This is a genomic window from Singulisphaera photorubra, from assembly GCF_045290345.1.
In the GTDB taxonomy this organism is placed as follows: domain Bacteria; phylum Planctomycetota; class Planctomycetia; order Isosphaerales; family Isosphaeraceae; genus Singulisphaera.
The window spans coordinates 1357179-1371385 of sequence record NZ_CP155447.1; the positions used below are offsets into that span (position 1 = coordinate 1357179).

The 14207-nt window shown below is 64.7% G+C and carries 8 protein-coding genes and 1 pseudogene; 7 read left to right on the forward strand and 2 right to left on the reverse strand.

The genetic code is table 11. The features are described 5' to 3' along the window. Positions 1-644: 644 nt before the first annotated feature. Complete coding sequence (locus tag V5E97_RS05135; RefSeq protein ID WP_406698212.1) at positions 645-2009, forward strand: MFS transporter; 1365 nt, start codon at positions 645-647, stop codon at positions 2007-2009. 181 nt (positions 2010-2190) lie between these two features. Here V5E97_RS05135 and V5E97_RS05140 read toward each other — a convergent pair whose 3' ends face one another. Further along, a complete protein-coding gene (locus tag V5E97_RS05140; protein ID WP_406698213.1) occupies positions 2191-3741 on the reverse strand; it encodes an ArnT family glycosyltransferase in 1551 nt (516 codons plus the stop codon). A gap of 878 nt (positions 3742-4619) precedes the next feature. On the opposite strand from V5E97_RS05140, the gene dnaN reads away from it, so the two are divergent. The 4 genes and pseudogenes from dnaN to V5E97_RS05160 all read left to right on the forward strand — a co-directional run. Next, positions 4620-5741: a DNA polymerase III subunit beta gene (gene dnaN / locus V5E97_RS05145; RefSeq protein ID WP_406698214.1), complete on the forward strand. Its 1122-nt coding sequence runs from the start codon at positions 4620-4622 to the stop codon at positions 5739-5741. A gap of 188 nt (positions 5742-5929) precedes the next feature. Next, on the forward strand, positions 5930-6310 hold the full coding sequence (locus V5E97_RS05150; protein WP_406698215.1) for a DciA family protein: 381 nt from the start codon (positions 5930-5932) through the stop codon (positions 6308-6310). A 209-nt stretch (positions 6311-6519) separates the two neighbouring features. Continuing rightward, entirely contained in the window at positions 6520-9072 is a 2553-nt protein-coding gene (gene gyrB, locus V5E97_RS05155) for a DNA topoisomerase (ATP-hydrolyzing) subunit B (protein WP_406698216.1), read from the forward strand. A gap of 611 nt (positions 9073-9683) precedes the next feature. Next, positions 9684-9884 (forward strand): annotated as a pseudogene (locus tag V5E97_RS05160) (SWIM zinc finger family protein); the annotation flags it as partial. A 103-nt stretch (positions 9885-9987) separates the two neighbouring features. On the opposite strand, the gene V5E97_RS05165 reads toward V5E97_RS05160, so the two are convergent. Continuing rightward, positions 9988-10398: a hypothetical protein gene (locus V5E97_RS05165; protein ID WP_406701313.1), complete on the reverse strand. Its 411-nt coding sequence runs from the start codon at positions 10396-10398 to the stop codon at positions 9988-9990. Positions 10399-10514: 116 nt separating this feature from the next. Here V5E97_RS05165 and V5E97_RS05170 point away from each other — a divergent pair, with 116 nt between their 5' ends. Both V5E97_RS05170 and V5E97_RS05175 read left to right on the forward strand, forming a co-directional pair. Further along, positions 10515-13406: a DEAD/DEAH box helicase gene (locus V5E97_RS05170; RefSeq protein ID WP_406701131.1), complete on the forward strand. Its 2892-nt coding sequence runs from the start codon at positions 10515-10517 to the stop codon at positions 13404-13406. A gap of 101 nt (positions 13407-13507) precedes the next feature. Then, positions 13508-14200: a Uma2 family endonuclease gene (locus V5E97_RS05175; RefSeq protein ID WP_406698217.1), complete on the forward strand. Its 693-nt coding sequence runs from the start codon at positions 13508-13510 to the stop codon at positions 14198-14200. The last annotated feature ends 7 nt before the right edge of the window (positions 14201-14207 follow it).

The following is a 14207-nucleotide window of genomic DNA, read 5'->3' on the forward strand; positions in this document are numbered from 1 at the left end:
CACCGATTGGGGATCAAGTAAAATGGCCCACGAGGCCGTGCCGGCTGATGGGTTGATTGCTGTCCCCAAAAAAACCTTTGAAAAATCCGTTGGCTGTGCGCTGATCACCAATCCAGAGCCCCTCTGGAATCGTTGCAGGGCATCGCATCGTGCCGATCGACCGAGGCACACGCACGGTTACGGACGGGAGGAGGAGGCTACCAGAGGCGGCATGGCCTCCATGGCGAGCGTTCCCACTGGTGGGTTGGCGATGCCACATTTCAGGCGACCGTTCATCGCCGAAGCGGTTAAACCCATGATGACACAAAATTATCATATCAGGACGATCCTCAACCTGAGGGCGTCCGCGAAGGCAGAGCAGGGGAGGCTCCGCAGTCTTGGAAACCGGTTCGCCCCCTTTTTTGGAGATCGGGGAGAGGGGGCGAGCCGGCTTGAAGATGGGGGAGAGCCGGCGATAGCCCGGCAAAATCCTGGCGATGAAGGTTTGCCTGACCCCGCGCCGCGCGGTAACTTCGATCCTCGAACCGAAAAGTGCGATCGGGTCGTCGGCTCTAACTGCTTATCCAACCTCTTGAACGACCGACTGACCTGCCTGGGATCTGTTCCCTCCACGACCTAGCGAAATCCTCAGCGAGTGCTGCTCCATGTCGACCTCTTCGCCGACTGCGCTGGACCGGGCCCGAGCCAAGGCATACCGCCGTCTTCTGCCACTCCTCTTTCTTTGCTACGTCATCGCCTACGTCGACCGAACCAATGTTTCGATCGCAGCGTTGACCATGACAAAGGACCTTTCGGGATTCAACAACGCGGTCTTCGGCTTCGGGGCAGGGGTGTTCTTCCTGGGCTATTTCCTGCTGGAGATTCCGGGGACGCTCATCGTCGAGAAGTGGAGCGCGCGAAAGTGGATTAGCCGGATCATGATCTCCTGGGGGATCATGGCCGCCCTGACCGCGCTGGTGAAGACACCGACCCAATTCTACAGCATCCGCTTCTTGCTCGGCCTGGCCGAGGCGGGGTTCTTCCCCGGCGTGATCGTCTATCTGACCCACTGGTTCCCCAGCCGAGACCGGGCGCGGGCCCTGGCCTACTTCTTCGTGGCCACGCCAATTGCCCAGATCGTGAGCCCGAAGCTCTCGAATCTGCTGCTCAAGATCGGCGTCGATGGGAACCCGTTGATCCTGGGCCTGAAGGGGTGGCAGTGGGTCTACATCGCCTGGGGCATCCCGGCGGTCGTTCTGGGCATCATGGTCCTGTTCTTGCTGACGGATCGCCCCGGTCAGGCGACCTGGCTCGAAGCCGACGAGCGCGAGGCCCTGGAAGCGGAGTTGAAGCGGGAGAAGGCTCAGCACCACGCCAGCCGGCACATGAAGCTCGCCGAGGCGCTCCGGCACCCCAAGGTCCTCTTGCTGGCGGCCGCCTACTTCTTCATCGTGACGGGCAACTACGGGGTCGAGTTCTTCCTGCCCAAGATCCTCGAACGATGGTACTCGCTGAAACTCGACGCCCTGACCTGGCTGGTGATCCTGCCGCCGATCGGGTCGTTGATCGGCCAGATCCTCGTCGGCTGGAACTCCGACCGGACCAAGGAGCGCAGGCTCCACGCGGTGCTCCCGATCTACCTGGGGGCAATCGCCCTTGCGCTGACCCCCTGGAGCGAGGGCCAACTCTGGCTGACGATCGCCCTGTTCATCGGCGCCATGACCGGCCTGAAAGCCTACCTGCCCGCCTTCTGGTCGCTGCCCAGCCTCTTTCTGACCGAAGCGGCCGCCGCCGGCTGCATCGGCCTGATCAACTCGGTCGGCAACCTCGGCGGATTCGTCGGCCCTTATGTTCTCGGGTATGTCGAGAAGATGACCGGGTCGTTCCAAGGGGGAATCTACTTCCTCTGCGTCTCGATGTCCGTCTCGGCGACCATCATCCTCTTGCTCGGCCTCGGCCGCCGCGACATCCAGAAGCCCGGCACCCCCGCGTTCGACCCCCTCGAGGAAGCCTTGCCCGAGCCCGTCTGAGGGTGAGGGAGCGAAGGCAAAACCCAGGCGTGCCTTGGCCGGTTGCCGCATCTTCGCTCGCCCCAAAGGCGAGCGGAGAGCGTCAACCTCCTACCTTTAGGGGTTTGCGTTGAGAGCGGGCCAGAAGATAGAGGGAAGGGAACTCACGCCCCCCCTGCCGCTCGCCCTTTGATGTTGGGCGTCACCGCCGATGGTCGGGGCCGAGCGAGGCCACCACTTCGGGCGTGACCCGATAAAGGACAAATGTCCGATCATCGACGCGCGAGGCGCGGGAGCGAAGCCGAGGTCCCTCGAGCACGGTCTCGACTCGGCCCAGGCAGCGCAAGGCGGGCAGGTCGCGGTCGCGCCCCAGAACCGCGAAGGCTTCGGGACCCACCACGGGGGGGCGAGCGGCGAGCGCCTCCACTCCATTCCGCCAGCAGGCTGGGCGGTCGAAGTAATAGAGGCGGACCGCCAGGTCGTGCGGCACGGGACCGAAGGGCGTGGGGTAGGGATCGCGGTCCCAATCGTCGTAGAGCAAGACCAACGGCTCATCGTCGCGCAAGGTCTGACCGGCCGCCTCATAGAAGGCCCACTCCACCCCTCGACGGTCGAGCCAGGGGCCGAGGCAGGCAAACCCGAGCCCGCAGGCGAGGCCAAGGCCCGCGAACCCGGTCCGCGCAGCGAGCCGAACTTGCTCCGGAGCCCACCCGCGCGCCTGGAGCCGACTCCCCAGCCGCGTCAGGCTCAGGGCCGTCCATACCGACCAAGGGGGCAGGGCATAGATCGCGTAGTGCCCGTTCTTCACCGTCGCCATCGAAAGCAGAACCACGGGCGCAACGGCCCAGGCCCAGAGCAGGCGGTCGGTCCCGCCAGGCTGGTCGACGGCCCGACTCAACGACCGCCAGGCCCCGACCAGGGCCAACGGCGTCCAGGGTAAGGCCTGCCCGAGCAGGGCGGGTCCATACTGCCACCAAGGGCTCCCCCCCGCAAAGTGCTCGGGCCGCGCGGCCAGGCGGTCAGCGACATGCAAGGTCCAAAGCCCCAGGACCGTCGGATGCCGCACCATCACCAGCACGGGCCAGGTCAACGCCAAGGCTCCCGCCAGCCCCCAGCCCTTGGGGAACCAGAGTTTGCGGAGCGTCGTCCGATCCCGTTCCCAGGCCAAAACCAGCAACACCACCGACCCGATCAGCACCGCGCCAAACCCGATCCCCTTGGCCAAGGCGGTCAGCCCCAACCCCGCGAAGAAGGCCCATCGCCAGGGACGCGGACCGTCGACCTCGTCACGCATCCGGTCGAACGCCAAGACCGTCCAGGTCACCAGGCAGGCTAACAACATATCCGCCTCGGCCAGCCTCCCTCGAATCATCGTCCACAGGGTGGTCGCCTGGACCAACCCGGCGAGAAGACCCACCGAAGCGCCAAATCGACCCGCCGCCAGAATCGCCACCCCCACAGCCAGCAATGCCCCGGCGACGGCCGAGGGAGCCCGAGCGACCACCTCATCCACCTCTCCGGTGACCCGGCCCAGCAGCGCCACCAGCCAGACCGCCAGCGGCGGCTTCTCGAGCCAAGGACGATCGCCGATCGTGGGGACCAACCCCCTCCCGCTCGCGACCATCTCGCGCGAGGCCTGAGCGACGAACGCCTCGTGGTAGGTCAGGCGCTTGGCCCCCCCCAACCCCAACGTCAAGGCCGCCATCCCCGCGATCAACGCCAACCGCGCGGCCCCCAGACGTGTCTCGGGCATCCGTTCAACCCTCCTTTGGCCCCGTCCGCCTTCGCCTCGTTCCCCGTCTGTCTGCTTTTCTGAGCGGCACCACCGCTCGGCCGGGATCCTAAACCAAAGCCCTGGAAAAGACGACGCGAAACGTCCCGAGGGAAGCCCGAGCCAACGAAACGTAAAGAGCGTACAAGCTTCAACACTACGCTCTTTACGCCAGATCTCCTCTGCCGACCTGGGGATTCCGGGCCGCCCCAGGGGAAAACCAGAGCCGGTGAGACGAGGCGACGGGGCGTCCGCCGACCGCGTTCGAGGCTGTCCAAACAGCTTGCCCAGACGCCCAGGTTCGGGCTCGTTTGCGGGGAAAGTGGCCGGAATCAGGGCGGCAAGTCGCCGCAACCCGCAAAGTCGCTGGTGTTCTTTCGGGCCGCCTCTCCCGTTTGCCCCTCGATTTTGGGCCTGCGACGAGCCGCGTTCGACGTTGCCCCTTTTCTCAACACCGGGTGGGGGAAAACCTGTTGATAACGTGTTGCCTGGAGGTGGACAAAAGAGGAGTTATCCACGCCCCTTCCCAACCCGGGTCGACGGCCAAGTCCGCTGTGGCGGGGCATGCCGGTTGGCTCGACATCGTTGCCAACAGGTTTCCCCCTGGTGAACAAGGTCGATTGTCTTCCATTAAGTTGTTTGGTATCATGGCTTTGTCCCTGAGCACTCGAAGTTATGCACGGCCCTGGCTTCGCTCTTCTATTAAGACGAAGGTGTAGTTCTCTCTTCTCCTTTAAAGAAGAAGAGCGGCCGGAGCAAAGAATCCACGTCGCTGGCCCGTTGAAAGGGGCAGGGCGGATAGGTCAGGGCCGGAACGGCCGAGGACTGGACGTTCAAACGATTTCTGGCGGGGAATGCGCATGAAGGCTTTGTGCAATCGCGACGGATTGCTCTCCGCGTTCGGAATGGTGAGCGGCGTGGCTCCCGCGCGTAGCCCCAAGCCGATCCTTCAGAACATCAAGCTGATCGCCGACCCCGACGAGGGGTCCGTCTTGATGGCGACCGACCTCGAGGTGGGAATCCGCCACCGGGTGCTTGGGATGAAGGTCGAGCAACCGGGCTCGGCGATCCTCCCCACTCAGCGGATGACGTCGATCTTGCGGACCAGCGACGACCAGGAGTTGTGGATCGAGGGGGAAGAGGACCACCTGATCGTCCGGGGGCGACGTTCGGAGTTCAAGCTGCCGAGCGAAGACCCGAGTGGCTATCCCGAAGTGCCCGACTTCGCTGCCACGAGCTACCACGTAGTGGCCGCGGCCGACTTGCGAAAGCTGATCCGCCGCACGATCTTCGCGACCGACGTCGAGAGCACCCGGTATGCACTTGGCGGGGTCTTGGTCGAGTTGACGGCCGAATCGATCACGATGGTCGGAACCGACGGTCGTCGCCTGGCGCGGATGATGGCGACGGCCGAGGCCGAGAACGGGGCCGCCACGCCGACCGGCAACCCGGTCATCCCGGTCAAGGCGCTCAAGTTGATCGAACGCAACCTCGACGACGACGATCCTCCGGTTCACATCGCCATCCAAGGGGGGAGCGCGGTGTTGGTCCGGACCGAGCGGGCCGTTATCTATAGCCGCCTGGTCGAGGGCCGTTTCCCCCGCTACCAGGACGTCTTTCCGAGCAACGCCGAGGTCAAGATCCACTTTCCCGAGATCGCCGAGCTGCGCCAGGCGGTCGAGCAGGCCTCGATCGTCACCAGCGACGAGAGCCGGGGGGTTGACTTTCAGTTCGCCGCCGGCGTGCTCAAGCTCACCAGCCAGGCGGCCGACGTTGGGAGCTCGCACGTCGACCTGCCGATCGATTATGATGGCAAGTCGGTTGAGATCACCTTCGACCCTCGTTACCTGACCGACGCCTTGAAGACGCTCGACGACTCTTCCCCGATCACCGTGGAATTGATCGACTCGAAGAATGCCGCCGTCTTCAAGACCGACGATCGCTACGCCTACGTGGTGATGCCTTTGACCCGCGACCGTTAATCGACCCTTGATCGTGGCCAGACCCGGAGCCGGCCGGCGTCCCGACAACCTCCGTTGCGGTGGCGTTCGGTTCCGTCTATAATGAAAAGACGTTCACATTGATCGCGTGAATGACACCGACCTGCGCTGCGGGTCGGATTGGCCCCTTTGGCCTTCGAGGCCGGGGCGCGTATGGAAACCAGGAACGCATGTCGAGTCCGAAGTTTCGCGGACCGAAATCGGTGTCGGACATCCTGGGCGAACTCTTCGCCACACGGGGTTATGGTCGACTCCGTGCGCAGACGGAACTCGAGGAAGCATGGAACGCGGCGGTCGGCGACCCTGGCTGCCGTCAGACCCGGGTTGGCGAGGTGCGCCGTGGGGTTTTGAACGTGACCGTGGCTCACTCGACCTTGCTGGAGGAGCTGGCGGCATATCAGAAACCGCAGTTGCTGGCCGCGTTGCGACAGAATGCCCCTGGGACCACGGTTCACGACATCCGTTTTCGAGTCGGCCCGATCGACTCCCCCACACCGCCTCCGAAGCCAAAGCGGCCGCCCCGCCCCGCGGCCAGTGATGAGACGAGTTAAGTTGAGCGGAACGTGCTAGGCGTTTGGGCCAGCGGAGCTGGGCCTGGTCTCAACGCGGAATGGACTGACGGCCGAGTTGGGCTGGGGCGAGTGGCTGTTTCCTGGAAGCCCCCTCTTTTGCCTCGCGTGTTGGCGATCGATCGAGGGCGTTGGTGAAGTGATGGCGGAGGTTCCGTCCCCCAATCATGGACTACCGAGGTGAACCCGCGATGGACCTGAGCAAGCCTGACGCAACCGCAACCGAGAAGACGGAATCGCTGGAGCATCCCTCGGCCAACGGCAGTGGTAACGGTAACGGCAATGGTGTAGCGGCAGACTACACCGAGGCGAACATCCGGGTCCTCGAAGGGATCGAGGCGATCCGCAAACGCCCCGGCATGTATATCGGCGACACGACCCTACGTGGTCTGCACCACCTGGTTTACGAGGTCGTTGATAACGCGATTGATGAGGCGATGGCAGGCTACTGCCGGAACATTCATGTGACGGTCCACGTGGACGGCTCGGCTTCGGTGCTCGACGACGGCCGAGGGATTCCGGTGGGTCCGCACCACCAGTTCACCGAGCTGAGCACGCTGGAAGTGGTGCTGACCAAGCCGCACGCCGGCGGCAAGTTCGACCACGACACTTATAAGGTCTCGGGTGGACTCCACGGTGTCGGCGTGACGGTCGTCAATGCGCTGTCGGAGTGGCTGGAAGTTGAAGTCTCTCGCGACGGCCAGGTCTGGCGACAAGAATATAAGCAGGGCGAATCTCAAGGGTCGGTTCGCGTCATCGGAACGACCAAGGTGAGCGGCACCCGGGTCCGGTTCTTGCCCGACGCCGAAATCTTCGAGAAGATCGAGTTCGACTACGACATCCTGGAAAAGCGGCTCCGCGAGCTCTCCTTCCTCAACCGAGGGATCGCGATCCGCCTGACCGACGAACGAAGCGACGAGCCCAAGGACGAGAAGTTTTTCTCGGCGGGGGGCCTGAGCGAGTTTGTCGCTTACCTGAACCGGTCCCAGACCGCGCTTCACCCGCCGGCTTTGCTTATGGGCAAAGACGAGGACCGGATGGTTGAAGTGGAAGTCGCTTTGCAGTACAACGACTCGTTCAGTGAGTTGGTCGTCTCGTACTGCAATAACATCAACACGATCGAAGGGGGCACCCACCTGACAGGGTTCCGCGCCGCGTTGACCCGGACCTTGAACAACTACACCAAGAGCATCACGACCGCCAAGAACAAAGACCTGGCGATCACTGGTGAAGACTTCAAGGAAGGGCTGACGGCGATCATCAGCGTCCGCGTGCCCGACCCTCAGTTCGAGGGGCAGACCAAGACGAAGCTCGGCAACGGCGAGGTCGAAGGAATCGTCTCCAAGATCGTCAACGAGAAGCTCGCCGATTATTTGGAGCAGAATCCCGCCGCGGCCAAGAAGGTCGTCCAGAAGGCGCAACTGGCAGCCGAGGCCCGCGAAGCGACGCGCAAAGCTCGGGAACTGGTCCGCAACCGCAAGGGGGTCCTCTCCGGCGGCGGCCTGCCCGGCAAGCTGATGGATTGCACCACCCGCGACCAGGATTCCAGCGAGCTGTTCCTCGTCGAAGGTGACTCGGCCGGTGGCACGGCCGAAGGGGGCCGCGATCGACTTTACCAGGCGATCCTACCGTTGCGTGGTAAGATCCTCAATGTGGAGCGTGCCCGGCTCGACCGCGTCCTGGGCAACGAAGAGGTCCGGAATATCATCACCGCCGTCGGCAATGGCATTGGCGAGGAAGAAGACCCCTCCAAGAGGCGGTACGGCAAGGTCGTCATGATGAGTGACGCCGACGTCGACGGTTCGCACATCCGCACTCTCTTGATGACCTTCTTCTACCGTCAGATGCCCCGACTCGTGGCCGAGGGGCACCTGTATGTGGCCCAGCCGCCGCTCTACATGATCTCGAACAAGAAAGAACGGCGCTACGTTCAGACCGAGCCGGAAATGCAGAACATGCTGGTGGAGTCGGGGCTGGCGGACGCCCGACTTCAGCCGTATGGTGTTGAGGACGAGAGTCTCTGGATCGCTGGCGACCGGCTTCGGGTCCTTCTGGACCTGGTCAACGCAATCGGCGTGGGGCTGAAAGTGTTTGGCCGTCGCAACCGTCCTTTGCGTGACTTCCTGGCCTTGGCTCATTCGGAGACCGGTCTGCTGCCTCAATATCTGGCCGTCTCGCGAGGCGTCGAAATTCCGCTCTATACCAGCAGTGACCTGGATGCCTACCATCATGAGCACCCGGCCCCGGCCCCGGCCGCTGAGTCTGGTGCAGAGACTGAGGACGCGGCCACCGAGGTTCCTCCTGTCGACGACGCGAGCGTGGTCGAGCTCCACGAGGTGATTTCGCTGAACAAGCACCTCAGCCGGCTCCGCGACGAATTTGGATTCCGGGTGAATACCCTGCTGCCGGTCGAGGTGACGGGCGACGAACCGCCTCCTTGGTTCATCGTGCATCGCGAAGCGGACTCGCACCCGTTGGCCGACCTTCGCGCCCTGGTGCCGACGATCCGTCATCTGGGTGAGCGTGGAATCAAGATCACCCGGTTCAAAGGGCTGGGGGAGATGGACGCCGACCAGCTCTGGGAGACCACGATGGACCCGACGCGCCGCACCCTCTTGCAAGTCCAGCTCGAGGATGCGGTGGCTGCCAACGACCTGTTCACAACCTTGATGGGGGACGACGTCGAGCCGCGCCGCCAGTTCATCGAAAAACATGCGCTGGAGGTCAAGAACCTCGACGTCTGAGCGATCGAGCCGTCACCGATCCATCGATCCGCTTTGTTTCGCAGTGGTATCCCGCTTGCATGCCGTCGTCCTTTTGGGACTTGGTGGCACGGATTGGTAAGGGGATGAGAAAAGACCTTCAACTTCGCTTGGGAATGAGGATCTGGGACGGTCATCCACACCGAATCTCGTAATTCTTTTCGGGCGAAGTGGGCGAAGCTCGCCCAGCGATTGCGGACAGAGCGGACGATTCCATTCCCCCTCTTTGGGGGAATGGTGGTCGGCGTAGCGCATCAAATCAGAGACACGGCGAGTGACGAGCGCCGGCCTTTGGCCTCCGGGCTCGGGGTTGGGCTGATCGCGACGGAGAACAGTTCTCGGTCGTGATGCGGAGCGCTGTGGGAGGGGCCGGTCGTTGCTCCGAAGCCTGCCAAAAGGGTGGGCGGAGCGGGACAGGACCGAGGTTCGTCGTGGGTTTTGGGCCTCTCAGGGCAAGGTAGAGAATCATTCTCGGGAACCGGATCGTAGGGGCGAGCCTTGGCGGCGACCGTGGCGGTCGCGTCTGAACCATTTGGGAAACGAGCCGGGTCGCCCCGGACGTCGGATCGGCCCGTCCGAGTTGGGAAGGGATGATGGGGATCGCCCAGAAAGTTTCGCGGGTGTTCAGCGACGCGGTTCGCTCGCGCGGTCAGTCCTACTTCGCCAAGGGGCGGGTGGCGCTGACATCATCGACACCCGGCGAGGTCATCGCTCGGGTGCGTGGCACCGCCAAGTACCGGGTCCGGCTCCGGATCCGGGGGATCAAGCTCCACATCGCCTGCTCGTGCCCCTATTTTGGGCCGTTCGGCGAGCCGTGTAAGCATATCTGGGCGACGATCCTGATGACCGATGCGCGGGGCTTGCTCCCGGCCGCGCCGGTCCGGCCATTGAAGCTGGTCAGCGACATGCCGAGGCGCTCGGCCTCGGCCGAGGGAGGAGGGCCGCCGCCCGGTCACAGGGCCGGACCAGGTCCAGGGCCAGGGCCAGGGCCGGGCTCAGGCTACGGACCCAGTCCCGGACCTGGCTATGGACCCGGTCCCGGACCCGGCTATGGCCCCGGACCCGGACCAGGCTACGGACCCGGTCCCGGGCCAGGCTACGGACCCGGTCGTGGCGCAGGATCAGGGCCACCGGGACGCGGTCCCGGGCCGGGGTATGGTCCCGGGCCCGGTCGTGGTCCTGGGCCAAATCGTGGTCCAGGGCCCGGAGCTGGCCCAGGCGCCGGGCCAGGTCGAGGCCGCGGTCCAGGTCCAGGCCCCGGTTCAAGCCGCGGCCCCGGACCCGGCCCAGGACCAGGCCCTGGGGCAAGCCGCAGCTCGGGGCCTGGTCGCGGACCCGGGCTCAATCATGGGCCGGGGCAAGGGCCAGGCCCTGGGCCTGGAGGCCAGCAACGCCCGGGAGGCCGATCTCGTAAGGAACGGCCCGTGCGTGGCGGTGTGCCGCAGCCTTGGAGCGCGGGCAAGGAAGCAGGGGGAGCGCCTCGGGCCAAGCCGGTGAACCGCAACTCCAAGCGGCTCTTGGTCTACGTGCTCGACGTCTCCTCCACGCTCAACCAGAACCAGGTGGTCATCGACCTGGCCCGCCGCCAGCGCCGGCCTGCCGGCGACTGGGGACCTTTGAAGCCCTGGTGGCATGCGCCAGGGAGTCCGCACGCCAAGTACGAGCCCGAGGATCGGGACCTCCTGGCACTTTTGGAAGAAACGCAGGCCGCGGCCGTGGCCAACGGGGCGACGATGGGGGACCCCATGATGGGGACCCGGCGCTACGTGCTACGGACTAACCAGGCGCTGATCGTCGAGAAGCTGGCTCGGAGCGGGCGGCTCCGGCTGCGCCGGACCGAGGGCGAAGATGATCCGCCCACCATGCGCTGGGATGACGGCCCCGCCTGGCGGTTCTCACTCGACATCCGTCCCGAACTCGGGGGCAAGCGCTGGTCGTGGCGCGGCTCGCTCCGCCGGGGAGACAACCGGAACGACCGGATGGACCTGGCCGAACCGTTGGTGCTTGTGCCCGGCCTGGTGATCCAGGGGATCGGTCGCGCCTCGCGGTTCGACGACGTCGGCGTCATGCCCTGGATCGTCCGGCTCCGCCACGAGAAGGAAATCGTCTTCGCCGAGCCGCAACAAGATATCATGATCGGGCGTATTCTGGCCGAGGCCCGCGTCAGTCCCGCCGAACTGGTCGAGACGATCCAGTTCGAGGAGATCGACACCCCTCCGCGTCCTTGCCTGACCTTGCGGACTCCCCGACAGAACTGGGGCCCGGGATCGGACCGCCTGCTGGCCGAACTCGAGTTCGACTACAACGGCGCCCTGATCCCGGCCGGCCGAACGACCCCCTTGGCGGTCTCGACCGAACTCGGCCTGATCATCCGCCGTAACCCGCAGGTCGAGGCGCAGGCCGATATCCTCTTGTTCGAACTTGGGTTCCGCGAGTCGAAAGACCCGCGAGTCGAGCCCGGGACGATGGAACTCCCCCCCAAACGGATGGGGCAGGTCACTCGCGACCTGGTGCAAGTCGGCTGGCGGGTCGAGGCCGAAGGCAAGCTGATCCGTCCGGCGGGCGAGTTCAAGCTGGCCGTGACCACCGGGATCGACTGGTTCGAACTCGGCGGCCAGGTCGACTACGGCGACCAGAGCCTGAGCCTTCCCGAACTCCTGGAGGCCGTCCGCCGGGGTGACAGCATGGTCACCCTGGGCGACGGCTCGATGGGCATGCTCCCCGAGGAGTGGCTCAAAAAGTACGGGATGCTCGTGGACCTGGGGACCTCCGAGGACGGCCATCTCCGGTTCGGCAACGCCCAGGCCGGCCTGCTCGACGCCCTCCTGGCCGCACAGCCCGAGATCCGGGTCGACTCCGCGTTCGAGAAGGTCCGCAAGTCGCTCCACAAATTCGAAGGGGTCCGACCGGTCGATGCCCCGGCTGGGTTCCACGGCGAGCTCCGCCCCTATCAGCGCGAGGGTCTGGGCTGGCTCGACTACCTCCAGAAGTTCGACTTCGGCGGCATCCTGGCCGACGACATGGGTCTGGGCAAAACGATCCAGGTCCTCGCCCTGCTCCAGAAACGGCGGGCCCGCCGGCTCGCGAAAGGGCCGTCGCTGGCCGTCGTCCCGCGCTCTTTGGTGTTCAACTGGATGCAGGAGGCCGCGAAGTTCACGCCGAGGTTGAAAGTCCTCGACTATACCGGCCCCGGCCGGCATGCCTTGCGGGATTCGTTCTCTGCCCATGACCTGGTGATCACCACCTACGGCACGTTGCGGACCGATATCGCGGAACTGTCCCAGCTCGATTTCGACTACGTGATTCTCGACGAGGCGCAGGCGATCAAGAACGCGGACAGCCAGGCGGCCAAGGCCGCGCGGCTCTTGCGCGGGCGGCACCGGCTGGCCATGAGCGGTACCCCGATCGAGAACCACCTGGGTGAGCTCTGGTCGATCGTTGAGTTCCTCAACCCCGGCATGCTCGGCTCCAGCTCGGTTTTCAAAAAGCACACCGGCACCGGCGGCAACCTCGACGACAGCGACCGCTCATTGCTCGCGAAGTCACTCCGTCCGTTCATCCTCCGCCGGACCAAGGCCGAGGTCGTCAAGGATCTGCCCGAGAAGACCGAGCAGACCCTGCACTGCGACATGGAGCCGGCCCAGCGCAAGCTCTATGAAGAGCTGAAAGCCCACTACCGGACGGCGCTCTTGCGCAAGGAGACGTCCGAGCTGAACCGCTCGAAGATCGAGGTCCTGGAGGCGCTCTTGCGACTCCGCCAGGCCTCGTGCCACCCTGGCCTGATCGATCCGACCCGGACCGCCGAGCCGAGCGCCAAGCTGGACATGCTCCTGCCCCAACTCAGCGAGGTGGTGGAGGAAGGGCACAAGACCCTGGTCTTCTCCCAGTTCACGAGCTTCCTGGCGATCGTCAAGGATCGTCTCGACAAGGAAGGGTTGCGCTACGAATACCTCGACGGCCGGACCCGGAACCGTGCGGACCGTGTCGAACGGTTCCAGACCGACCCCGACTGCCCGATCTTCCTGATCAGCCTGAAAGCGGGCGGTCTTGGTTTGAACCTGACCGCGGCCGAGTACGTGTACCTGCTCGACCCGTGGTGGAATCCCGCGGTGGAAGCGCAGGCGATCGACCGTTCGCACCGGATCGGCCAGACCCAGCGCGTGTTCGCCTACCGCTTGGTCTGCCGCGACACGGTCGAGGAGAAGATTCTCGAGCTCCAGCAAAAGAAGCGTGACCTTGCCGACGCGATCCTGAACGCGGACAAGAGCATCATCCAGACGCTCAGCCGCGAGGACCTCGAGTTCTTGCTGACCTGAGCCGGGAAGCCGGGAAGCCGCGACGTCGTGCGCTTGCTCGTCGCGACGACCGCCGGGTACGATCGACGGAGTCCGCCCGGCGCCTTCGGAGGGTCAGGTCAATGCCCCATCATGCTCCCGGCATCACCTCGCCTCGTCCCTTATTGGTCGAGGGGGAACGCCTCGACCAGTCGACCTTTCACGCCCGCTACGAGGCGATGCCGCCCGGCACCCGTGCTGAACTGATCGGCGGAGTCGTTTTTATGCCAAGCCCCGTTGGTCGCGCACACGGCCATGCTCACGCCAATGCAATCATCTGGCTGGGTTATTATGCGGAGAACACCCCCGGCGTTGAGATCCTGGACAACGCAACCACGGTTCTCAACTCGAAGAGCGAGCCGCAGCCCGATGCTCTCCTCCGGATCCTGCCGGAGAATGGTGGCCAAACTCGGACCGAGCATGGATTCGTCCGCGGCGCCCCGGAACTCGTCGTCGAAATCGCCCAGGCGACCCGCTACGTCGACCTCGGGCCGAAACTGGCCGACTATGAACAGGCCGGCGTCCTCGAATATGTGGTGCGTGCCTTGGACCCAGACGAAGTCCTCTGGTTCCGGCGGGAGAATGACTCGTTGGTCATGATGCCCGCCGACGCGGACGGCCTGCACCGCTCGACCATTTTCCCCGGCCTCTGGCTCGACCCCCAAGCCCTCCTGAACAGCGATACCAAACGGCTTCGCGCGTTGCTCGATCAGGGCCTGGCCACCGTCGAACACGCCGCTCTCGTCGCTCGCCTTGCCGCCTTCGGCGCGACGTGAGATCGAC